We start from the raw sequence: 21,660 nt of genomic DNA, 5'->3' as shown, positions 1-21,660 counted from the left end.
TAGTAACGCCAATGGAAAAACATGCCAGCTATTGGCTGGCAGCATAAAAAACTGCCACCGGAAACCGGTGGCAGAAACAAAATCTATTTATGTTTTTTCGAGTGTCTACTTGACGGGTAGCAGTTCACGACATTGTAGAAAAGCTCTTTTATACAGCCTGCTATGACCTGAACGAAAGGCTCACAGCCAGGTTTTTATCCTTTGATCTTGGCAATTTGTTTTTCCAATTCCGGCATGACTTCAAAGAGATCGCCAACGATGCCGTAGTGGGCGAATTCGAAAATCGGAGCATCGGGATCTTTATTGACGGCAATGATCAATTCAGCATCCTGAACGCCCAATTTATGCTGGATAGCACCGGAAATACCCATGGCGATGTAGATTTTCGGGGCAATCTTCTTGCCCGTAATCCCGATCTGCAAATCATGGGGAGCCCATTCGTTATCGACGAGGGGTTTAGAAACGCCGAAGGCAGCCCCGATACGCTGAGCAAAAGCTTCGACAGCTTTCATGCCTTCTTCGTTCTGAACGCCGCGGCCGGCGCCGACGACGATATCAGCCGATTCAATAGACAGGCTTTCAGCTGCGTTTTCGACGGCTTCAAAGTTAGTTACTTTAATGGCCGGAACATCTCCGCTGAAATCGACTTTTTCTTTGATGACGTCACCCTTGCGGGACGGATCAGCCGGGACACCGTGGAAGATTTTATCGCTGACCGTTCCGAGCTGCGGGCGAGTCGTCGTCTGAATCTTAACCAGGAGTTTACCCGTGAAGGCCGGACGAATCCAAGTAAGCGTATCGTCATCACCTTCGTGGAGGACGTCGATGCAATCGGCAACGAGGCCGACCTTCAATTTAGCCGACAGGCGGCCGCCGAGGTCACGGCCGTTGGGAGAACCGCCGATGAGGATGACGCTCGGTGCGTATTTTTCGACCAAAGCTGCAATGGCCTTCGTATACAAGGCCGAGTCATAACCTTCGAGTACCGGATCTTCTACGGCGACGACAGCGTCTGCACCATAGGAAATCGCTTCTTCAGCCGCTTTGCTCGTATCGGCACCGACGATATACGCGACGACTTGTTCGCCCTTTTTGTCAGCCAGCTGACGAGCCTTGCCCAACAATTCAATGCTCAGCGTGCTCAAGGCACTGCCGGCAACTTCAATATATACGCTGATGTTGTTTTTTAATTCCATGTTCAGAGCCCTCCTTACAGTAAGTTCTTGGCAGTCAGATCTTTAACGAGATTAGCCGCAAGGTCCGCCGGGGTATTCCCTTCGACCATGATACCGACGGGATTCGGTTCCGGCGCGAACATTTCCGTAACTTTCGTTGCCGAACCGGATTTGCCAACACTTGCTGCATCGAGGCCCAAGTCTTCGATACGCCATACATCGAAGACAGCCTTTTTGGCAGCCATCTTACCGCGGATTTTCGGAGAACGCGGCGTATTGCTCTTATCCGTAACCGAAACGACGGCCGGTAACTGGGCCTGAACCGTTTCAACGCCGCCGTGATTGGCGCGGGTTGCCGTAATCGTCGAGCCTTCGACATTGATGGAATCAGCATAGGAAACGAGAGAGATGTTCAAATACTGAGCAACGGCCGGAGGAATCTGGCCCGTATCGCCATCGGTCGAACGTTTGCCCGTGAATACCAGGTCGACGTCGCCGATCTTTTCAATAGCCTTTGCTAAAATCAGGCCCGTAGCTAAGGTATCGGACCCGGCCATGCGTTCATCGGATACGAGAACGCCTTTATCAGCACCGACTGCGATGCCGTCACGCATGACTTCCGCGGCCTGAGCCGTGCCCATGGTGATAAGGGTAACCGTGCCGCCCACTGCGTCTTTGACTGCAATCGCTGCTTCGATGGCATGCTTGTCAACGGGATTTAACATCGACGGAGCACCGACACGGACCAGGTTATTATCTTGCGCAATTTCGATTTCAGAAACTGCCGGAACTTGCTTTACTAAAACTACAATATTCATAGAAGAACCTCCTTTATAAGGACTGTAAGAATAGTGCATTCGCATATTGCGACTCTCTTATGTCCACTATTATACTCTATAATTAAAAATTTATCAATTAAGAATTGTTTTTAATTATATAATTTTATCCGTAAAATTCTCGTAAAGCCATCGTTGACAGACCAGCGTCGTTCTTCTAAAATTAAAGAGTCTATAATGGGTTAATCGTTTGATTTGCCAATGAAACTTTATACTTTTAGGAGGTCTTTCTTATGTCTTCACCAAATTCCGACGGACGACACTATGCCCCGCCCATGGCGCCGGACAGAAACTATGTTGAAATCAACGCCTACGTCGTCGGCTGGGGGCTCTTTTTCGCCGCCCTCTTCGCCTTAGCCGTCGGCTATCTGTGTCTGAAAATCGGCCAGACCGTCGACGCCTTCGCCCCGGTCTCGGTCCTGGCTATGGGCATGGCCGTTCTCTTCAAGCGCAAAAACGCCTTCCCGGAAACGGTCCACATCCAGGCCATTGCCAGTGCCGGTACCAACATCATCGGCGGCGTCATGTTTATCCTGCCGGCCCTTTTCATCCTGCAGCTTGACAGTCAATTATCCTTTGCCGAAATGGTCATTCCCATCGTCCTCGGCGGCGTTCTCGGCGTCCTCTTGGCCACGACCTTCCGCCGCTATTTCTGCGAAGAAATGGACGCAGCCTATCCTTTCCCGTCGGGGCGGGCCGCTGCTGAAGTCTTGAGCTGCAACGAAGGCTCCAAGGCTAAGGTCATGGTTTTCAGCGGTCTCTTGGCCATGGCCTACGACTTCGTCCTCAACAGCCTCGGCTGGTGGCAGGAAGTCTTGTCGACCCTGACCTTTTCCTGGGGCCAGGCGGCGGCTGACAAGTACAAGTTGGCTTTCAGCCTCGATAACGACGCAGCCCTCCTCGGCATCGGCTACTTCACGGGCCTTCGCTACGCCGCCATCATTGCCGCCGGCTCCTTCTTCTCATGGTTCGTCTGTATCCCTGTCGTCTACTATCTCGGCGGTGATCACGTCATGACCATCGCCGGCCAGTCCGTTCTCTTGGCCAATGCCTCCATTGACGACGTCTTCTCCCAGTACGTCCGCCACATCGGCATCGGCATGCTGGCCATGGCCGGCATCATCGGCCTCATCTCCATGTCGGGCGTCGTCGGCCGGGTCATGAAAAGAGCTGCCGTGGATATGTTCTCATCGAAGGGCTCTTCGGCAACGGATCTTCTCCGTACCCAGCAGGATATGCCCATGAGCCAGATCGTCACCGGGACCCTGGCCATGGACGCCTTATTCATCCTCTTCTTCCATGTCACCTGCTCCCAGAACATCACCCAGACCCTTCTGGCCGGTGCCATCATCATCATCTTTTCCTTCATGCTCTCCGTCGTCGGCATCAGTTCCATCGCCTTTACGGGGAATGAACCGGTCTCGGGCATGACCATCTTTATGATCATCGTATCGGCCGTCCTCATGGGCAACGCCGGCATGAGCGGCAGTTCCGGCATCATCGCCATCCTCATGATGGCCGCCTTCCTCTGCGCCACCTTGGCCGTTGCCGGCAACTTCATGTCGGAACTGAAAGTCGCCTACCTCACGGGCGCCACGCCGAAGAAGATGCAGCAGTGGCAAATCGTCTCCATCATCGTCACCAGCTTCGTCTCTGTCGGTGTCATCTTCCTCTTGAACCACGCCTACGGCTACACCGGCCCCGGTGCCTTAGCCGCTCCTCAGGCCAATGCCATGGCCGCCATCGTCAAACCGATGATGGACGGCGGTGCCGCTCCCTGGCCGCTCTACATGGCCGGCGCCTTCTTCGCCTTCATCTTGTGGATGATGAAAGTTCCGCCGTTGGCCTTCGCCCTCGGCGCGTACCTTCCCATGGAAATCAACACGCCGGTCCTCATCGGCGGCTTGGTATCGTACTTCGTCTCTCACAGCAGCAAAGACGAAGCCTTAAATGAACTCCGACTCAGTGAAGGCAGCACCATCGCCTCGGGCTTCGTCGCCGGCGGTGCTATCGGCAGCCTCATCAGTGCCGTCCTCCACATCGGCGGCGTCGACTGGTTCTTAAAAGACTGGGTCACGACACCGGGTGCCACCTACCTCGGCATCCTGGCCTATCTCGGCTTGTGCGCCGTCATCTACTGCGTCGCCTGCCGCATTAAAAAACAGGCTTAACGTGCAGCCTTAACAGCAAAGGAAATGGCCTCCTAACGTCCGTTTTGAAAGACGAACGCCGGGAGGTCATTTTTTATGGCTACTCACTATTTAAATTACATCAAAAGAATCCCGCCTTGTCCGAATCAGGCTAGCGCTGTTCCTATACGACTGCACCCCTTGTTTTTTTCTTAAAGTTTGATACACTATAGTCGATAGAGCCCACCACGTATAAGGCGGAAACGCACTGCGGACCATGGTGGGACTTTTTTTATTCCTATAAAGAAATACGCTCCTCCCTATTTTCTGGCAAAAAAAATGCCGACCATCTCACGATGACCGGCGTTCAATTTAGAACGGTGCCCAAGGATTCAGCCAACGATAGACCATCTGGTCAGCGCCAAAATGGACGGCAATCATGCCGACGACAAAAACACCGACGGCACAAGTGCCCGCTTTAATCAGATTCTGCTTGGTAGCCAATCCCTTTACAGCTTCCTTCATGTCCTGCAGTTCCTCGGCGGCAGTCCTGTTTTCCATGGTGTCGGGCGCTTTCAATTCTTCGACGGCGTCTGCTTCCACTTCCGCAGCACTGCGTTCTTTCAGTTCGTGCCAAACACAGGACTTGCACCATACCTTCCCGTCAAAACGGACAACCTTCTTTTTCTTCCCGCAACAACTGCATTTCTTCTTCATCGTCTTGCTCCTTCCAACCGACAGGCTCACATCGGCCATCTTTTGTATATATGTTAGATTTACTTTATTATATCATATATTATACTTTATATGACAAAGAACGCCTGCCCGTAGGAGCAGGGCCTTACCGAATCTTCAAGAAAAGCCGTTAAAAACAGCGAGGCACGACCTAAGCCCAAAGCTCCGTCGTGCCCTCTTTGTCAATTCAACAGGTATGATAAATCCCATTTTTACTTACAAATATGATCGAAGATATACTGCAGGGCCTCTTAGGCCTAGGCATACCGTTCCTCCGTCCCGCTCAGGAGACGGGCAAGAATGGTAAAACCAATTTAATGAGACAGTCATCTAAAACAATCTGTCTCGATGGAACAATAGATTGAATATGAACTTCCTATTCAGAAGGGCATGTTATCTTTATGTCCATTGAAGTTTCATAAACTTAGGATACTCTTCGCCTACATTGCCTACGAGTATAAAAGTCATATCCAGAAGAAATGCGGGATCAAAGTGATCCTTAATAAACAATGACCACTGCATGACAACATCGCCTGTATCTCTGACGAAAAACTTGCCAAATCGATACTTTAGATTGAGTTCATTAATCAATTCCAATAAATTTTCTCGTTTTGAAGAATCTTCTATCTTGGCGATATCAAAAATTCTCACGTCTACAAAATTTTCTTCCTCTGGGAATTCAAAAACCACCGTAAGTAACTGATTGTCTTTAATCTCGTGTTGAGCAATAAACCCCCGCGTCACGCCCTCCTTATCGGTGACCTCACGATAGCGATATTCTCTTTCATCCAGATGCTCTTTAAATAAATCCAGTTTACTCATCGTTACCTCCATGATAAAAACAAATACGTATCATAACTTTTATTGCTTTTATCATAACACAAATAACACAGAGTCGTAAATATACGTACAAATTTGCCTAAACAAAGGTCTCCTTAGGGTTAACTTTTTAGGGCTAACCCTCAGGAGGTCAAGGACAGAAAAAACAATTTCACTAGACATGTATCTTAAACAAGCCGTCGCGATTGCAGTAGGCATAGATAAAGCCATGGCCCCGGCTCATGAACCGGCACTGCGCATCCTGTTCAGGATAGAGCTTGACCAAGGTATAGCGGTCGGCCGTCACATAGGCCATAAAGGAAATATAGTGCTCCTTAGTCATGGGATGATCGATATGGACGAAAAACTCATGTTCGATCATGTCATAATTGATTTGATGAGCTGAAGAAGCGTCTTCCACCGTAAGGACCGGCAATTTGACGCCGCAGCAATTATAATCGCCTTCGCCGAAGGTGGTGATGATATTGCCGCAAATGGGACAGGCGTAAAACTTAAGTTTTTTCACATTGGCCGAGCGGTTATCATTGACGGCATATTCACCGGCAAAGAGTTCTGCCACCGAAATACCGAGGGCTTCCGCTAAGGGGGCTACCAAGGTAATATCCGGCAGGCCCTTGCCGGTCTCCCATTTCGAAATCGTCTTGTCGCTGATACGCAGTTTCTCCGCTAAATCCTTTTGCGTAAGCTTCTTTTTTTCACGCAGTTCTTTCAACATCGTTCCTGATATATAATTCATACATTACACCTCTTTCCGTTACTATGATTATCTTAAAATAAAAGGGGCAATAATACTACCTACGCAGCGTAGAATCGTCTCCCCTCCGAAAATAAGCAGCTCAACCATATCACTCCTTCGACGAAGAAAGCCCGTACTTAACGGCACCGGATTCTAAAGTAATCCGCCGGCTATTCCGTATTTGCAAAAAACTCAAGCTTTATATTAAAGTCCCTTGTCATGAATGACAGCTTACATTCTTATCCTACAAGAAAAAGACGCATAATAACAATTCGTCTTACGCGTCTTTTCTATAAGCTTTACGTAGGTATTTTCATTTCTCACCATCATGAATAGCTCATATCGGTTCTACTCAGCCTTCATAAGCCAGTTTTTCCGTCCCATGTCCTAAGCGATGGGTCGGACGATACCATAAGAGCAGGGCAAAAATGCAGACGGCGGTGATGGCCAGGCTGACCGGATAGGCCATCATGATCCAGTAGAATTCGCGGTGCAGCGGAAAGACGACAAAAATCCAAAAGAGACGACTTCCGCAGATGCTGACAGTCGTAACGGCTGCCGGCAGCAAAGAAATACCAAAACCTCGCATATAACCGGACATATTTTCATATAAAACAGTGAATACATAGGCAAAGAAGACCATCTTCAAGCGCAGCATGCCCAGTTCAATGACGGCCGGATCCGGCGAAAAGAGGGATAACAGAAAGGGGCCGAACGAGAAAATCAGGAAAACGGCGGCGACAGAAGCGATGATGTCTTCGAAGAGGGCAATCTTAAAAATGCGGCGGCAGCGGTCAAGCTGACCGGCACCATAGTTCTGCCCGACAAAGGTCGTGCAGGCCTGGCTGAAGGAATTAAGCAGATCATACGTAATCATTTCAAGGTTAAAGGCTGCAGCCGAAGCAGCGATGGCATTCGTCCCCAAGCTGTTGATAGCGGCCTGGATAACGATGTTGGCTAAGGTAAATACGCCGCTTTGAACGCCTGCCGGAAGACCGATGGCGATAACCGAACGGACGCAGTCCCAATGAATGCCGATATCGTTGACCTTCAGCTGAATGTAACGGTGGGGCCGCATCAACAGGCGGAACAAGACGCCGGCACTGACAGCGTTGGCCATCACCGTAGCCAAGGCGGCACCGGCGACATGCAAATCGAGGACGGCAACAAAAAACAGACTGAGGATTACATTTACCAGTCCCGATACGACGAGGACCTTTAAAGGCATGCGCGTATCGCCGACGCTGCGAAAGATAGACGATTCAAAATTGTACAGCATGATGACCGGCAGTCCCAAGAGATAAATTCGTAAAAAGAGCACTGCCGACGGCAAGACGTCATCGGGGACATTGAGAGAACCGAGAAGCGGTGCCGCCACGACTTCTCCGATGATGGCCACGGCGACGCCGATGACCAGGCCCATGACGACGGCCGTATGTACCGTATGGGTTACGGTCAGTCTGTCCTTACGGCCGATGGCATTGGCGATGACGACGTTTACACCAAGAGCCAATCCGATAAAAAGGTTTAGAATTAAGCCGATAATGGGGATATTAGCCCCAATGCCGGCGACGGCAATCGTATTGGCGGCACCGCTGAAATGACCGACAACGGCCAAATCAGCTGCCAGAAAAAGTTGTTCCAAAATGACCGTGGCTGCTACAGGCAAGGCAAAGAGAGGGATTTTATCCCAGAGTGAACCGTGCAGCATGTCGATTTTAAACATTTTTTGATGTACGTGATGCATTGTATTTGTTTCTTCCATAGTAGGTCTCCTCCTAACGACACTCATTATAGTGCTGTCAGTGATTCATAGCAAAGACCTATAAACTATCATTATCATAGTTTACAGCAATGGTACCTCATGCTACAATGGACCTGAAAAAGAAAGGAGACTCTCATGGATATTCGCGTCTTACGTTATTTTCTGGCCACGGCCAGAGAACAAAACATTACCCGTGCCGCTGAAACCCTGCACATTGCCCAACCCTCTCTTTCTAAGCAGTTGATGGAACTGGAAGCTGAACTGGGAAAACAGCTCTTAATACGGGGAAAGCGGCGCATCACCCTCACGGCCGACGGAATCTTGCTGCGAAAACGAGCTGAAGAAATCGTCGCCCTCCTTGAAAAGACGGAGCAGGAAATCGCTTCAACGGACCAGGATATTACTGGCACCGTCGCCATTGGCGGTACACCGCGTCAAGGCGTCCTTGAAGCGGCGTCAACCCTTCATCAGCAGTATCCGCAAATCCGTTTTTCCTTCCATGTCGGCGATGCGCCCGACATCATCGAACGCCTCGACCACGGCAGCCTGGATTTCATCGTCCTCCTCGACCGGCCGGACAAGGCAACGTATGGATCGCATCCCCTGCCCGATGTCTCCCTTTGGGGCCTGCTCATGAAAAGCGACGATCCCCTGACAAAAAAAACAGCCGTCACTCCAAAAGACATCTGCCGCCGCCCCTTGGTCATTGCCCAACGAGAAGGGATTCGCCAAATGCTCTTCGATTGGGCAAAGCCCGTTTCCGACCAATTGGACATCATCGCCACCTACAACGTCATGAACGGGACCCCCGTCCCCTTTGCCCTTTATACCCCGGGCCTGGTCCTCATCATCCGCGACCTCCTGTCGCCGACCATCGACCCGGCCGTCGCCTTTCGCCCCCTCGATCCGCCCATAAAAACCAGTCATTACCTGGCCTGGAAACGCTATCCTGCCTTTTCGGCAGCCAGCCAGAAATTCTTAGAAACCGTCTATCGACTCTATCCCCAAAAATAGCCTGTAAACGGGCCCTGCCCAAAAGAAGGAGCTGCGCAAACCATCAAATATTCCTATGCGAAAAAGACTTATGGATGAGTGATTCATGGCAAATACCAACGACCTTTCCTTTTGTGCCAAAAGAAAACTCCCTTCTAGGTGAACAGGATATACTTAGTTACCGGTCCACTAAAAAGGGAGTAATTTTTTTCTATGTCTGATAGTGCGCTATATCAGAGAATCGACTTATAGAGATCTACAATTTGGGACTTTTCGACGTCTCTCGGATTTCCGGGCGTGCAGGCATCGGCCATGGCCGAATCAGCTAAGAAATCAATATCTTTTTCCTGAACGCCAAGGTCGGAAAGTTTTCGAGGAATACCGACATCGTCTGCTAATTGTTGGCAGGCATCAATGGCGGCTTTACGATATTCGTCTTGACTCATTTCGTCAACGCCGGCAACGCCCATTGCCCGAGCAACTTCACGATATCGTTCCCCCGTGGCAGAAGCGTTGAATGTCAAAACAGGTGCTAAGAGGATGGCACAGGCCACGCCGTGAGGAATATCATAAAAAGCACTTAACGGATGGGCCATGGAATGGTCGATACCAAGGCCGACGTTCGAAAATCCCATACCGGCAATGTATTGGCCAAGGGCCATTTTTTCTCGAGCCTCCATATCCCCTTCTACAGATTTACGCAGCCATTTGCTAATGATCTCAATGGCTTTCAAGTGCATCATATCCGTCATTTCCCAAGCATTCTTGGTAATATATCCTTCAATGGCGTGAACTAAGGCATCCATGCCGGTAGCCGCACAAAGTTTTTTAGGCATGGATGCCACCATATCCGGATCAATGACGGCTACGACAGGAATATCATGGGGATCGCAGCAGACAAATTTACGATGCTTTTCAGGGTCTGTAATGACATAGTTAATCGTAACTTCAGCTGCCGTTCCGCTCGTCGTTGAAACGGCAATGATCGGCAAGCACTTGTTCTTCGTAGGCGACGCCCCTTCAAGACTTCTGACATCGGCAAATTCCGGATTCGTCAAAATGATGGCGATTGCCTTTGCTGTATCCATAGCTGCTCCGCCGCCGACAGCGACGATAATATCGGTCTTTGCATCTTTACAAAAAGCTACGCCGTCCTGAACATTTTGAATCGTCGGATTGGGCTTAATCCGATCATAAACCGTATACTGGATGCCATTTGCATCGAAAAGATCGGTAATCTTTGTCGCTACTTTAAATTTCATTAAATCCTTGTCGGTAATGACCGTAACATGCTGACAGCCGCGGTTTTTAACTTCTGTGACGATTTCCTGAATAGCCCCCTTACCAAAGTATGATGTTTCATTTAAAGTAATCTTATTTGCCATCTTGCATTCCTCCTACAACTTGTATAAGTTATTTTCATTAATATATATGTAATTACCGTGCCAATCAAAGGCAGGAATACAGATAAAATCACTATATTGGCTAGTTTATGCGTTATTATATTTTTTTAACGAACTTCTTTAGGATAAACGAAAAGAAAAAAATCTCAAAAAGTCTCAAATGTCTTGATAATTTTTGAGATTTTTGAGATTTTTGAGACATTTTCAAGGGCGATTACGGGTGGCGCCGCCGGATTTCTTTAGGCCGAATTCCATGGCGATGACAGAGGCGATAAAAAGTCGCTCGGCTTACTCCGTAAGAACTTGCAGCAGCCGGTACGTTCCCAAAAGCAGTTTCTAAACAGTGCAGGAGTGCCGCTTTTTCTGCCGCATTTGTCCCATCAACAGGAGGGTTCAATCGTCGGACATCATCTGCCGGCTGCCTGTCGCGAAGAGCCAGGTCATGGGGCATGATGATCGCCGATGAGCTGGTGTAGAAAGCTCGTTCAATACAATTTTGCAGCTCTCTGACATTACCGGGCCAAGAATATTCCAGAAGAGACTTCAATGCCTCCGGAGATAATTGGCGAGTCCGTTCGGGATAGCTTGTATTAAAGCGCTTCAAGAACAGGTTGGCACAGTAGCTGATATCGTTCGGCCTCTTGCGGAGCGGCGGGATTGACAGTTTAAGAATGTTCAATCGATAGTATAAATCGCCGCGGAAGGTTCCCTTTGCGACTTCAGACTCCAAGCAGCGATTGGTCGCAGAAATAACGCGGACATCGAGTTTTTTCTCTTCTTTGCCTCCGATACGGCGAATGCAAAGCGTCTCTACAGCCCGGAGCAGCTTGGCTTGGAATTCCAGAGGCATTTCACCGATTTCGTCGAGAAAGAGAGTCCCGTGATCAGCCAGTTCGAACTTGCCCGGATTCCCTTCTCGAAGGGCCCCGGTAAATGACCCTTTTTCATAGCCGAATAATTCGCTTTCAATTAAATCTCGAGGCAATGATGCGCAATTCACGGCAACGAAAGGCCCTTTATGCCTGGGGCTCTCGGCATGGATGGCCTGGGCAAAGAGTTCTTTCCCGGTCCCACTTTCCCCTTCAATAAGGATGGTGCTGTCATAGTAGGCATATTGACGGCCTTTATCAATGACTTCAGACATAGCGGAGTCCGCCGTATAAATATTTTGAAAGGTATAGTTTGCTTGATTGCCGGCTACACGGTTAACGGACCGAAATAAGTGTTCCTGTCTTCGCAGAATGAGCGTATAAGTTTGTCCCGTAGCATCGCAGGTTTTGGATAAGGTAGCACTGAAGTGACGTGTTTTCTTGGCTAGAACGACGCCCAGATCATCCATATACAAGGGGCTGTCACTCACCGTATCGGACTGCATGGCAGGCCAGTCGATTTGAGGCAGGACACGGCGGAAATCGAGGGCCGACAGCTCCTTATGAGATACGCCCAATTCACGATAGGCCGTGGCATTGGCCCAGCGTACTTTCAAGGTATCATTTAAAAGAAGAATGGATTCCGGCAGGCCATTGGCGGCTGCTTTCATGAAATGGCTTTGGTGATAAGAACGCAAGGTCTGTTCGATACTAAAGGCACAGGCTACCACCAAGGCTAAGGTATGGGGATGAGCGGCAGCCGCACTGCCCGAAAGATCCAGAACGCCGATCACCTGTCCGTCATTCCCGTGGATGGGTGCTGCTGAACAGCTCCAGTTATGTTGGTCAGCGCAATAATGCTCTGCGCCGATAAGTTGTACGGGCCTGTCATATTCCAGGGCCAGCCCGGGACCATTCGTGCCGACAGAATCATTTCTCCACACAGAACCGGGATGAAAAAAAATATTTTCTGAATGTTGCAAAATCGTATCATCGCCAATGGTACGCAGCACGCAGCCGGCACTATCCATTAAGGCCAAAAGAGAATGGGATTCCCGGACAATTTCATGGACACTTTGCATAATGGGTCCGGCAACTTGCAACAATAATCTGTTTTTTTGACGACTTCTATTTAGATTTTCTAAATCAACGGGAAGATTTTTTCGGTGCCACGGATCGATTCCCTTCTTGCGGCAATCCTGCCATGAACGGGCAATAAGCGGAGGCAATTGTTTACTCAAGATGCCCTCTTCGATGAAGCGCTGCCAGATTTTTTTCCGTTCTTGTAAATCTATCATTGCCATACCTCCTTTACAGAGAATAAGTCACGTGTATGTAGGGTCACGAAACATCAAATATTTTTGATTGTATCATGGATTCGGACGTCTCACAAAAACTTTATGGAGATTTCTATTCGGATAACGTCGCTGCCAATATATTCGCAGGGGGGCCCTTCCGATCTCCTATCGATTCTACCACGCTGCCCTTCTTGAAAACACCTTGCTCCCTCCCATACGAATAAATCCAAAGTCTATGTCCTCCGAAAAAATCCTCTTTTTTTATACCCTGCATGGGCGTAGTCAAACAGCTCCTCTTATCAGGGTACTTTCGCTCATTTTTTATGAAGACACCTTTCTTTTCAAGTGAACCGAGAGACAACATCCAACAAATCAAACGTCTATTTTTATCTGTTTCTATTGTATTGATCCTCAAATTGCCCTATAATAAGAGCGAATCATTGGGAAATAGAAAAAGATAACAGAAAACAAGAGAAAGAAGGAGCTTATCATGCTGGGATTAGAACGCAGACAAAAAATCATGGAAAAGATTCGAATTGACCGCAAAGTTTACGTCTCAGAACTTGCTAAGTTATTCAAAGTAACCGAAGAAACAATCCGCCGCGACCTGGAAAAACTGGAAAGACAGGAGTTGCTCAGCCGCAGTTACGGCGGTGCCGTGATAACGGAAAGCACGAGTGATGAACTTTCTTATACGCGTCGCAGCTCCATAAACAATGAAAGCAAACTGCTCATCGCCGACAAAGCCGCAAGCCTGATCCAAGACGGCGACACGATCATGATGGATTCCAGCACGACCTGCCAAGCACTCTTGCAGCGCCTTCAGAATCAGCGTAATATCACGGTCGTTACCAATTCCATCCGTCTCATGAACGATTTCATCGGCTGCGGCTTCAAAATGATCTGCACAGGCGGCACGATGCGCGACAGCTCCTGTGCCCTGACAGATTCCATAGCCTGTGAAACACTTACCCGATACTACGTCGATTTTGCCTTTATCAGCTGTAAGAGCATCGACTTGAACAAGGGCATTATGGAATCCAACGAAAGCGAAAGCCGCGTCAAAAGCATCATGATGCAGCAGGCCCGCAATACGATCCTATTGGTCGACCATTCGAAATTTGACAAAACGGCGTTTGTTAAATGTGATGATTTCGAACGCATCGACACCCTCGTCACCGATGTCCCGCCTTCTAAGGAATGGCAGGAATTTCTGGCAGATAAACAGATCAACTTAATCTTCTGACAAAGGCTGATTTACAAAAAACGACCTCCTAAATTAGATGTTCGGATCTAATCTTAGGAGGTCATTTCATGTCCATAAGAAATTCGTTTTTTATTTTTAGGAAACGATTTCAAGGCAGGAAGAATACCTGCTGCATCTTCGGCTGTGCCCCCGTCGTTGGATCCATTTCCATGACCATGACATCCTTCATGTACTCATTCCACTTGTCAACGACAGCGCTCTTGGCCTGATAGGCTTCGGCATAAGCCACCCCTTTTTCGCATTCAAAATAGCCGAACAGTTCATTTCCGACATTCCATATCGTATAGTTTGAAATACCGGCATCCTTCAGTACCTGCTTCATTTCCGGCCAAATATGGGCATGACGATATTTATATTCATCGAGTTTTCCCTCTTTGACCGTCGCTTTCCATGCAAAACGTTCCATCAAAAAAACCTCCCTTACATGTTCATCAAAATGATCAAAAAGAAGAACCTTCGTCTCCCCCTTCTCCAATTGCCCGACAAAAGGAATCGTTTGGGAGCGGCGAAGGCTCTTTTTCATCTTATACGCTAAACCTCAATCGTATGCAGACGGCTGTCATTTTCCTACCGGATGAATGGCATTGACATTATGTTCGACCGGTTTGACAAACCAGCCATTTTCATCGATTTCGTGGTCATAGCGCTGTTTCGTGATTTCATCAAGGGTCAGGCCGCGGGCATCAGAACCAAAGAAGGTACCGGCAACCCAGCTGATAAATACGAATCCGATCATGATCATCGCGGCGACCTGGAAACCGACCGTTTCCATCAGGATAGGAACGAGGAAGCCCCAAACAGCGGCGGAGAAACGCGTGACAAAGAAGGTGAATCCCTGTGCCGTTGCCCGATAACGGACCGGGAAGAGTTCGGAGCTCCAAAGTTGATAGAACTGCTGCTGCATCGAGAATCCCCAGACAATGGTGAAGAAGAAGAGCATCCACATCTGCATCATGTTCGCCGGCAGGGCCCAAACGAACCAACTGATGACACCGAGACCGGAAAAAATACCGAAGACCTTGCGGCGATTAAATTTATCGCCCGTGTACATAAAGATGAAAGTCGTCAAGATACAAACGGCAAAGTTCAAGGCCGTCAGGAACAAAGACATGGCGTTCGAGAGCTTACCGAGGTGTTCGTACACATAAGGCATGAAGAATCCGTTCGTACTGGCAGCCAGATTCCAGAGCGTATAAACGGCACAGAGCATGACCACCGTCTTGAGGCAGGTACCGTGAAGGATATCGCCATAATGGACCTTACGAACTTTAATGCCTTTTGCCGCAAGTTCCTGTTCCCGTTTATGGGCTTCTGTCCATTCCGTCGATTCCGGCATCTTCAAACGCTGATACCAAATCCAGCCGGCAACGACGATCAAATGGGCAAAGATGATACGGTTACCGAGAAGGCCGAACATCGAATTGAGCGGAATGGATGCGAGGAATACGACAACAGGCCCGAGCATCCAGGCAACCTGGGCTGAACCGCAGTGTTTGGCACGATTTTTCGACGGCGCTTCTTCCGCAATGAAGGTCCATGAAGCGACGACATCGGCGCCGACCATTAACCCGACAATGACGTAACCGAGCAGGAACAGGGGATAGTTCGTTGCCAGGCAAATCATCGCCACGCCGATCATATAAAATAGAAGTGCGTAGTTATAAACGAATTTACGGCCATACTTATCACAGATCTTACCCCCGATCAGCGCCCCGATGGCAGCCCCTCCCGTATTCGATGACAGCGCAGCCAGAAGGCCCATCTGCACACTGCTCATGCCGAGATAGCCTTGCCACATCGACAGTCCGGAAGCCCCTGCTACGATGGAACCGGCATCGATGTAACTGATGAGCCCGGCAATTAAGGTCTTTTTCCAAGCAGACATCTCGTAATCGACTTTTACACCTAACATAGCCTTTTCCTCCCTTTATAAAAATGATTAATCCAATAACTCCGTATTCAAATCAATATGGAAATCCTTAGCAAGCTGTATAAAGCCCTCCCGAGGAATCGTCTGTTTTTTACCGCCCATCGATAAGACTTTGACACAAATTTCCGAAGCTTTTTCAACCGTATCCATGAGTCCGAAGGCTTCATCAAAGGTATCGCCGCAAACGAACAGGCCATGATGGGCCCAGACGACGACGCGGTATTTCTCCATCAGTTTAACCGAGGCGTCGGCAATTTCCTTGCCGCCCGGTACCATCCAGGGCACGACACCGATACCTTCCGGGAAGATGACGGGATCTTCCGTGGCCATTTCCCAAAGCTCACGCGTGAATTCCTTATCCTTCAGGGGCAGGACAAAGGTCAGGGCAATGAGATTCGTCGGGTGTGCGTGATAAATGATGCGGTTCGTCCCGTTGGTCATCTTTTTCTTCAGTTCATGGGCTGCCAAATGTGTCGGCAGTTCACTGGTAGGCCGCCCTCCATGGACCAGGCCCCAAACAATGCCATAATTCTCGCCTTTTTCGTCGATCTTTATGAGGGCCGTGTTTTCTTCCGGTGCCAATGAGACGTTGCGCATATATTTGCCGCTTCCCGTAACCAGGAAATATTCCCCGGCAAGGCTGGGAACGGTATTACCGATAGGTTGCCATTCTTTCACGTCGTGCAGCGATTCCTTGACGGCGTCGACTTCTTCTGTTTTGACACGATACGTCAAATTGCCGCCGTTTCGTTCATGCCAGCCTTTCTGAAATGCATCTGCCGTCAGGCGCTTAAAACCTTCCATAAATGTTGAATCTTTGATATCCATGATTGACTCCTTCTTTATTTCAAATTATAGTTTCTCTTATCGCTTGGACAGAACGTCCTTTTCGTAATCCGTAATGACGGAGTACCACCGACCGTCAACGGGGACCTCGTTGCGTTTGCAGAACTCAGCCCAGACATCGCCGAAGGGCAGCGTCTTCATTTCTTCCAGTCCCTGCAGGACCCGCGTGAAATCGGCTTCATCTTGTGCTTCCTTGAGTTCTTTGTTCGGTGTCAAGAGGCCGTAGAGCAAAGCTTTCTGCATGTTGCGCATGCCGATAACCCAGGCTGCAACACGGTTGATGCTGGCGTCGAAGAAGTCAAGGCCGATGAACACCTTGTCGAGGGCATTACAGCGGACGAGCTCCGTTGCCAGTTCCTTGAGCTCATCATCGAACTTGATAACATGATCGCTGTCCCAGCGGACCGGGCGGCTCACATGAAGGGCTAAACTGTCGTTAAAGAGCAGCATCGAAGAAATCTTATCCGAAACGACTTCTGTCGGATGGTAATGACCCGTATCCAGGAGACACATGATGCCATTCTTGGCGGCGTAATTCATATAAAATTCATGAGAGCCTACGGTGTACGACTCAACGCCGATACCGAAAACCTTTCCTTCCACCGCGTCGGCGATGTTCTTACGGTCATATTTCACGGAAAGGATTTCATCCAAAGATTCCTTGAGGCGCTGACGAGGTCCCAAACGGTCAGCAGGCACATCCTTTGTCCCATCGGGAATCCAGATGTCGTCCAGAGCCGTGATGCCAAGTTCTTCACCAAAGTAGTTGGCAATCTTCCGGCAGGCTTTGCCATGAGCAATCCAGAAATCACGAATATCCTTATCCGGGCTGGAAAGGGTCATGTTGTTTTTAACATTCCGGTGACTGAAGAAGGTCGGGTTGAAATCAAGGCCGATGCCTTCTTCTTTCGCAAAATCAACCCATGCCTTGAAATGTTTCGGCTCGATCTGATCACGATCAATATTTTCACCGGTGATCCGGTACGAAGCATGAAGGTTCAGTTTGTGCTTAGCCGGAATCAGAGAATAAGCCTTTTTGATATCCTGCATGAGTTCTTCCGGATTGCGTGCACGGCCCGGATAATTGCCCGTCGCCGCAATGCCTCCAGTCAGTGAGTCCGAATCGAATCCTAAGACATCGTCGCCCTGCCAGCAATGCATGGAAATACGTACATCTTGCAGTTTCTGTAAGGCCTTTTCTACATCCACACCTATCGATGCGTAACTTTCTTTTGCTTCTTCAAATCTCGACATAATGAAAACCTCCTATAAATCCTGTAACCTTGAGGTGACGTACATCACCTGATATATAATATTTATAACTTCCAACATCTTAATCGCTCCGGTTATGGAACCGGAATTACTCGAATTGATTTTCGATGCGCTTCACATCGAAGGACTTGGCTACGACCTGCCGTGCTTCCTTTAAATCTTCAAAGACCTTAGCACCCAGCATCTGCGCCATGATATTGCCGATAGCCGTCGCTTCTACCGGCCCGACATACACCGTTTTGCCTGTCGCCTCGGCAAGCAGCCTGTCCAGGAATTTATCTTGACAACCGCCGCCGACAACATGAATCGTATCGTACGTACGGCCCGTGACTTCCTCGATTTCGGCAACGGTCTTGGCATAGCAGTTTGCCAAACTCCGATAGACACAATACAGGAGTTCACATTCCGTTTCCGGTTTTTCCTGATTCGTTCTTTCACAATAATCCTGCAAGGCTTTGATCATACTGTCCGGGGCCAGGAAAGCGCTGTCGTTGACATCAACTGTCGATGTAAAATAGCGGCCGATATGGGCGAGTTCATAAAGTTCGTCAAAGGTGTACGGATGCTTAAACTCGCGGCGCAGATTCTGCATCATCCACATTCCCATGATATTCTTGAGATAGCGATAGCGATAATGGTATCCGCCTTCATTCGTAAAATTATGCTTTCGACTCATTTCGGTACAATCCGGAATCAGGCGTTCAATTCCCATGAGCGACCAGGTTCCCGAACTCAGATAAATGCTGTCATCGGAATTCGTCGGGACTGCCATGACTGCCGAACCCGTATCGTGTGTGGCCGGAAGGACAACATGGGTCTTGAATCCGACGCACGCTTCCATTTCTTTTGAAAGGGGGCCGACCAGCGTCTTCGGCATATGGATGTCACCAAAAATTTTTGTCGGCAGGCCCAGCATTTTAAGGAGTTCAAAATCCCAATCCTGTGTTTTTGCATTAATCAGTTGTGATGTTGTTGAATTAGTGTATTCATTCATGGCAATCCCGGTCAGTCGATAATTAAGATATTCCGGGATCATCAGAAAACGTTCTGCCTTGTCCAGTATTTCCGGTGTTTCTTTTTTGATGGCCATTAAATGATAGATGGTGTTAATCATCATTTTCTGAATGCCATTGCGACTGTAAAGTTCCGCTTCGGAAATCGTCTTATAAACTTCCTCATCCATGCCCTTTGTACGTCCGTCGCGATAAGCAACCGTATCGCCGATGACCTGGCCGGCCTTATCGAGGAGGACAAAATCAACGCCCCAGGTATCGATGCCGACGCTCTCGGGAATGCGGTCAAGGTCCTTACACTTCTTAAGCCCTTCGACGACCTCCTGAAAGAGATGCTCAAGATCCCAGCAAAGATGACCGTTCTGTTTTACAAGCTTATTCTCGAAGCGGTAAATTTCCTCTATGCGAATCTTTCCTTTATCAACCCAGCCAAGGATATGACGACCGCTCGAAGCGCCGATATCTACCGCCAAATAATACTTTATATCTGACATACTCCCATTTCCTTTCCCATCAATAAACCACTTACATTTTTCTTGTTTTCCTGTTTTCTTCTTTGTTTACTTGGTTTTTACAATAACTATACTACATTTAAACTATGTAAAAGTCAACATTCTTTCTTTTTTCATATGTTTTTACTTTTGTTATGCATTAAAAGCAAGATATAAAGCTCTTTTTATCAATATTCTTTACATATTAATAGCGGATTTCTTAAAAAATATAATCTGGTTTTCACAAGAAAGATGGCTTTGATCGAATCTCACCCCAACATCAGTCGCCGTCTTCAGTCCCCAAAACGATGGAGAAAATGGCTTTATATGGCCATTAAGACATCACCCTCTCGTATCCCCTGCCCATTCGCCCGGCCCGATACAACGCAAAAAAACCTCCGAAAGTTAGATTTTTATAATTCTAACTTTCGGAGGTTTTTTAGACTTATCTGTTCCTGAAGTTTTTTTATATCATCATCAAAAGCAGACGCCGGCCTGCAAAATGACGTTGGGATAGTAGGAAAATTCACCGGTCCGTACGGCAAATTTAACGTGCGCCGATTCTTTCTTTAAATCCACATGGGGAATAAAGTCTTCTTCGGCCCCTTTTAAGGTATCTCGTAAGTGCTCCAAAATCGTAGGATTCGTTTCTTTAATTTCTTCAGCGAGCACATATCTTTCGACGACGATTTCGTCCATGATGGCGTCGAATACTTGACGGAACGTCGGTACACCGCCGACGACGGCTAAATCAATGATGGGTACCCCGCTGGGAATAGGCATGCCGGCATCACAGAGAAAGAATCGATCTTTATGCAACGCTAGTGAGACCTTACGAAGCTTCTTTCGCCAAGGCCACAGGGCTTTCGTTTTGATCTTCTAACGACAGACGGGCCAACCGTTCAATAAAGAACAGGCGGCGGTTGAAGAAATTAACGAGTCTCCCAACGGTCATGGCCGATACGATGGTCCCAACTCCGATAGCCGCAAAGGTCTGAGAACCGCCATAGAAAAGGGATAGGCCCAAGGCCATGGCAACCAGTGTCGAATCGAAGGCCACTTTGGCCGTACCCATGCGGATATTCGCAGTTTGAGCAATGGCTTTTACGATGCCGTCACCGGGGACCATGAGGACCTGCGAGGCCACTTCCAGGCAGATGCCGAAGGCCAGGACGGCACAACCGATGATCAGGATCACTCCTGCCAGAGGCCAGGAATGGCCCTGAAGCACCGACAAAAAAGGCATATACAGGTCGAGGGCAACGCTGAAAATAACGCTGATACCCAACTGAAGGGCTTCTATAGGATGGAATTGCCGCCGCAACAAAGCGATTTGAGCAGCAATAAACAAGATATTCGCAAAAAAAGTTATCTGACCAAAGGTCCAATTCGAATACAGGCTGATGACGATAGGAACACTTGATATGGGCGATGACCCGAATCCGGCAACGATAATGAGGTCGATGCCCAAGGCGTTGATTAAAATACTTAAGATAAATACAGGAATCCGAATTCCTTTATAGTGCATGTGACGCAAAATTAATCTCCCCATTTCTTTTGATTTTTAATGATTTTACGAAAGGTTTCCATGAATCGCTGCCGTTCTTCCGGCTCAATGCCCTGCCACATGAAGTCGTCGAGACCATAGATGATTTCGCGGATACGCTTAGCTTTTTCCCGGCCCTTTTCGGTCATGAAAATAGAGACGCCGCGCTGATCATCGGGACGGGGTTCTTTTCGGATGAGCTCCAGTTTTTCCATCCGCTTCAAAAGGCTCGTCACCGTCGACTTATCGATGATGCATTCTTGTCCGATTTCTTTCTGACTGGCCCCGTCATGGAACCATAAGTATTCTAAAATCTTAGGCTGACCGGGCATGAGGCCTTCTTGTTTGATATAGTGACTGATTTCCCGATTCGAACGATGAAATCCGATTAATAATAAAATATGCAGGGCTTCTTGATCCATGTCAGGCTCTCCTTTATTGGTTTTAATTCAAACTAAATAGTTGCAATTCAAACTACTTTATTATTATAATCTCTGATTCAAAAAAGTCAATAGG

19 protein-coding genes are annotated in these 21,660 nt (G+C 48.4%); 3 read left to right on the top strand and 16 right to left on the bottom strand.

Going from position 1 to position 21,660, the window contains the following annotated elements; genetic code table 11:
• Window positions 1-194: 194 nt before the first annotated feature.
• Both UCI88_RS03500 and UCI88_RS03495 read right to left on the bottom strand, forming a co-directional pair.
• Entirely contained in the window at window positions 195-1,196 is a 1,002-nt protein-coding gene (locus UCI88_RS03500) for an electron transfer flavoprotein subunit alpha/FixB family protein (protein ID WP_256180267.1), read from the bottom strand.
• Between the two features lie 14 nt (window positions 1,197-1,210).
• A complete protein-coding gene (locus UCI88_RS03495; RefSeq protein WP_044504004.1) occupies window positions 1,211-1,993 on the bottom strand; it encodes an electron transfer flavoprotein subunit beta/FixA family protein in 783 nt (260 codons plus the stop codon).
• 251 nt (window positions 1,994-2,244) lie between these two features.
• Here UCI88_RS03495 and UCI88_RS03490 point away from each other — a divergent pair, with 251 nt between their 5' ends.
• Window positions 2,245-4,182, top strand: coding sequence for an OPT family oligopeptide transporter (locus tag UCI88_RS03490; RefSeq protein WP_256180268.1), 1,938 nt, complete (start codon window positions 2,245-2,247; stop codon window positions 4,180-4,182).
• Between the two features lie 330 nt (window positions 4,183-4,512).
• On the opposite strand, the gene UCI88_RS03485 is transcribed toward UCI88_RS03490, so the two are convergent.
• The 4 genes from UCI88_RS03485 to UCI88_RS03470 form a co-directional block, all read right to left on the bottom strand.
• Window positions 4,513-4,857, bottom strand: coding sequence for a hypothetical protein (locus tag UCI88_RS03485; protein WP_256180269.1), 345 nt, complete (start codon window positions 4,855-4,857; stop codon window positions 4,513-4,515).
• Between the two features lie 417 nt (window positions 4,858-5,274).
• A complete protein-coding gene (locus UCI88_RS03480) occupies window positions 5,275-5,697 on the bottom strand; it encodes a YbjN domain-containing protein (protein WP_044504007.1) in 423 nt (140 codons plus the stop codon).
• 172 nt (window positions 5,698-5,869) lie between these two features.
• Window positions 5,870-6,451, bottom strand: a complete 582-nt coding sequence (locus tag UCI88_RS03475; protein ID WP_256180270.1) for a helix-turn-helix domain-containing protein — start codon at window positions 6,449-6,451, stop codon at window positions 5,870-5,872.
• Window positions 6,452-6,803: 352 nt separating this feature from the next.
• Window positions 6,804-8,216 carry an MATE family efflux transporter gene (locus tag UCI88_RS03470; RefSeq protein WP_256180271.1) on the bottom strand — a complete coding sequence of 471 codons (1,413 nt, stop codon included), beginning with the start codon at window positions 8,214-8,216 and terminating at the stop codon, window positions 6,804-6,806.
• Between the two features lie 135 nt (window positions 8,217-8,351).
• On the opposite strand from UCI88_RS03470, the gene UCI88_RS03465 reads away from it, so the two are divergent.
• A complete protein-coding gene (locus UCI88_RS03465) occupies window positions 8,352-9,230 on the top strand; it encodes a LysR family transcriptional regulator (protein ID WP_256180272.1) in 879 nt (292 codons plus the stop codon).
• Window positions 9,231-9,442: 212 nt separating this feature from the next.
• Here UCI88_RS03465 and fucO read toward each other — a convergent pair whose 3' ends face one another.
• Both fucO and UCI88_RS03455 read right to left on the bottom strand, forming a co-directional pair.
• Window positions 9,443-10,594: a lactaldehyde reductase gene (gene fucO, locus UCI88_RS03460; protein ID WP_044504011.1), complete on the bottom strand. Its 1,152-nt coding sequence runs from the start codon at window positions 10,592-10,594 to the stop codon at window positions 9,443-9,445.
• A 232-nt stretch (window positions 10,595-10,826) separates the two neighbouring features.
• Window positions 10,827-12,779, bottom strand: coding sequence for a sigma-54-dependent Fis family transcriptional regulator (locus UCI88_RS03455; RefSeq protein ID WP_256180273.1), 1,953 nt, complete (start codon window positions 12,777-12,779; stop codon window positions 10,827-10,829).
• A gap of 490 nt (window positions 12,780-13,269) precedes the next feature.
• On the opposite strand from UCI88_RS03455, the gene UCI88_RS03450 reads away from it, so the two are divergent.
• Complete coding sequence (locus UCI88_RS03450) at window positions 13,270-14,025, top strand: DeoR/GlpR family DNA-binding transcription regulator (RefSeq protein WP_044504013.1); 756 nt, start codon at window positions 13,270-13,272, stop codon at window positions 14,023-14,025.
• A gap of 109 nt (window positions 14,026-14,134) precedes the next feature.
• Here the strand turns inward: UCI88_RS03450 and UCI88_RS03445 are convergent, their stop codons facing one another.
• The 8 genes from UCI88_RS03445 to UCI88_RS03410 all read right to left on the bottom strand — a co-directional run bounded on the left by UCI88_RS03445 (window position 14,135) and on the right by UCI88_RS03410 (window position 21,566).
• Complete coding sequence (locus UCI88_RS03445; RefSeq protein ID WP_065360405.1) at window positions 14,135-14,452, bottom strand: L-rhamnose mutarotase; 318 nt, start codon at window positions 14,450-14,452, stop codon at window positions 14,135-14,137.
• A gap of 153 nt (window positions 14,453-14,605) precedes the next feature.
• Window positions 14,606-15,958 carry an MFS transporter gene (locus tag UCI88_RS03440; protein WP_044504015.1) on the bottom strand — a complete coding sequence of 451 codons (1,353 nt, stop codon included), beginning with the start codon at window positions 15,956-15,958 and terminating at the stop codon, window positions 14,606-14,608.
• Window positions 15,959-15,985: 27 nt separating this feature from the next.
• On the bottom strand, window positions 15,986-16,804 hold the full coding sequence (rhaD, locus tag UCI88_RS03435) for a rhamnulose-1-phosphate aldolase (RefSeq protein WP_256180274.1): 819 nt from the start codon (window positions 16,802-16,804) through the stop codon (window positions 15,986-15,988).
• Between the two features lie 36 nt (window positions 16,805-16,840).
• Entirely contained in the window at window positions 16,841-18,076 is a 1,236-nt protein-coding gene (locus tag UCI88_RS03430) for an L-rhamnose isomerase (RefSeq protein WP_256180275.1), read from the bottom strand.
• A gap of 106 nt (window positions 18,077-18,182) precedes the next feature.
• A complete protein-coding gene (gene rhaB / locus UCI88_RS03425) occupies window positions 18,183-19,601 on the bottom strand; it encodes a rhamnulokinase (protein ID WP_044504018.1) in 1,419 nt (472 codons plus the stop codon).
• 474 nt (window positions 19,602-20,075) lie between these two features.
• Window positions 20,076-20,417 carry a D-ribose pyranase gene (gene rbsD, locus UCI88_RS03420; RefSeq protein WP_256180276.1) on the bottom strand — a complete coding sequence of 114 codons (342 nt, stop codon included), beginning with the start codon at window positions 20,415-20,417 and terminating at the stop codon, window positions 20,076-20,078.
• 13 nt (window positions 20,418-20,430) lie between these two features.
• Window positions 20,431-21,126: a YczE/YyaS/YitT family protein gene (locus tag UCI88_RS03415; RefSeq protein WP_256180296.1), complete on the bottom strand. Its 696-nt coding sequence runs from the start codon at window positions 21,124-21,126 to the stop codon at window positions 20,431-20,433.
• Window positions 21,127-21,137: 11 nt separating this feature from the next.
• Window positions 21,138-21,566 carry a MarR family winged helix-turn-helix transcriptional regulator gene (locus tag UCI88_RS03410; RefSeq protein WP_044504025.1) on the bottom strand — a complete coding sequence of 143 codons (429 nt, stop codon included), beginning with the start codon at window positions 21,564-21,566 and terminating at the stop codon, window positions 21,138-21,140.
• Window positions 21,567-21,660 lie beyond the last annotated feature (94 nt).

Origin of the sequence: Megasphaera massiliensis (assembly GCF_036305205.1) — a bacterium.
In the GTDB taxonomy this organism is placed as follows: Bacteria; Bacillota; Negativicutes; order Veillonellales; family Megasphaeraceae; genus Megasphaera; species Megasphaera massiliensis.
The sequence above is the reverse complement of the archived record's forward strand: the minus strand, read 5'-3'. Positions and strand labels throughout refer to the sequence as shown.

What these genes read in the sequence shown, in the direction of transcription:
- UCI88_RS03500 (WP_256180267.1), bottom strand. Translation starts at nt 1,196, where the DNA reads ATGGAATTAAAAAACAACATCAGCGTATATATTGAAGTTGCCGGCAGT.
- UCI88_RS03495 (WP_044504004.1), bottom strand. Translation starts at nt 1,993, where the DNA reads ATGAATATTGTAGTTTTAGTAAAGCAAGTTCCGGCAGTTTCTGAAATC.
- UCI88_RS03490 (WP_256180268.1), top strand. Translation starts at nt 2,245, where the DNA reads ATGTCTTCACCAAATTCCGACGGACGACACTATGCCCCGCCCATGGCG.
- UCI88_RS03485 (WP_256180269.1), bottom strand. Translation starts at nt 4,857, where the DNA reads ATGAAGAAGAAATGCAGTTGTTGCGGGAAGAAAAAGAAGGTTGTCCGT.
- UCI88_RS03480 (WP_044504007.1), bottom strand. Translation starts at nt 5,697, where the DNA reads ATGAGTAAACTGGATTTATTTAAAGAGCATCTGGATGAAAGAGAATAT.
- UCI88_RS03475 (WP_256180270.1), bottom strand. Translation starts at nt 6,451, where the DNA reads ATGAATTATATATCAGGAACGATGTTGAAAGAACTGCGTGAAAAAAAG.
- UCI88_RS03470 (WP_256180271.1), bottom strand. Translation starts at nt 8,216, where the DNA reads ATGGAAGAAACAAATACAATGCATCACGTACATCAAAAAATGTTTAAA.
- UCI88_RS03465 (WP_256180272.1), top strand. Translation starts at nt 8,352, where the DNA reads ATGGATATTCGCGTCTTACGTTATTTTCTGGCCACGGCCAGAGAACAA.
- fucO (WP_044504011.1), bottom strand. Translation starts at nt 10,594, where the DNA reads ATGGCAAATAAGATTACTTTAAATGAAACATCATACTTTGGTAAGGGG.
- UCI88_RS03455 (WP_256180273.1), bottom strand. Translation starts at nt 12,779, where the DNA reads ATGATAGATTTACAAGAACGGAAAAAAATCTGGCAGCGCTTCATCGAA.
- UCI88_RS03450 (WP_044504013.1), top strand. Translation starts at nt 13,270, where the DNA reads ATGCTGGGATTAGAACGCAGACAAAAAATCATGGAAAAGATTCGAATT.
- UCI88_RS03445 (WP_065360405.1), bottom strand. Translation starts at nt 14,452, where the DNA reads ATGGAACGTTTTGCATGGAAAGCGACGGTCAAAGAGGGAAAACTCGAT.
- UCI88_RS03440 (WP_044504015.1), bottom strand. Translation starts at nt 15,958, where the DNA reads ATGTTAGGTGTAAAAGTCGATTACGAGATGTCTGCTTGGAAAAAGACC.
- rhaD (WP_256180274.1), bottom strand. Translation starts at nt 16,804, where the DNA reads ATGGATATCAAAGATTCAACATTTATGGAAGGTTTTAAGCGCCTGACG.
- UCI88_RS03430 (WP_256180275.1), bottom strand. Translation starts at nt 18,076, where the DNA reads ATGTCGAGATTTGAAGAAGCAAAAGAAAGTTACGCATCGATAGGTGTG.
- rhaB (WP_044504018.1), bottom strand. Translation starts at nt 19,601, where the DNA reads ATGTCAGATATAAAGTATTATTTGGCGGTAGATATCGGCGCTTCGAGC.
- UCI88_RS03415 (WP_256180296.1), bottom strand. Translation starts at nt 21,126, where the DNA reads ATGCACTATAAAGGAATTCGGATTCCTGTATTTATCTTAAGTATTTTA.
- UCI88_RS03410 (WP_044504025.1), bottom strand. Translation starts at nt 21,566, where the DNA reads ATGGATCAAGAAGCCCTGCATATTTTATTATTAATCGGATTTCATCGT.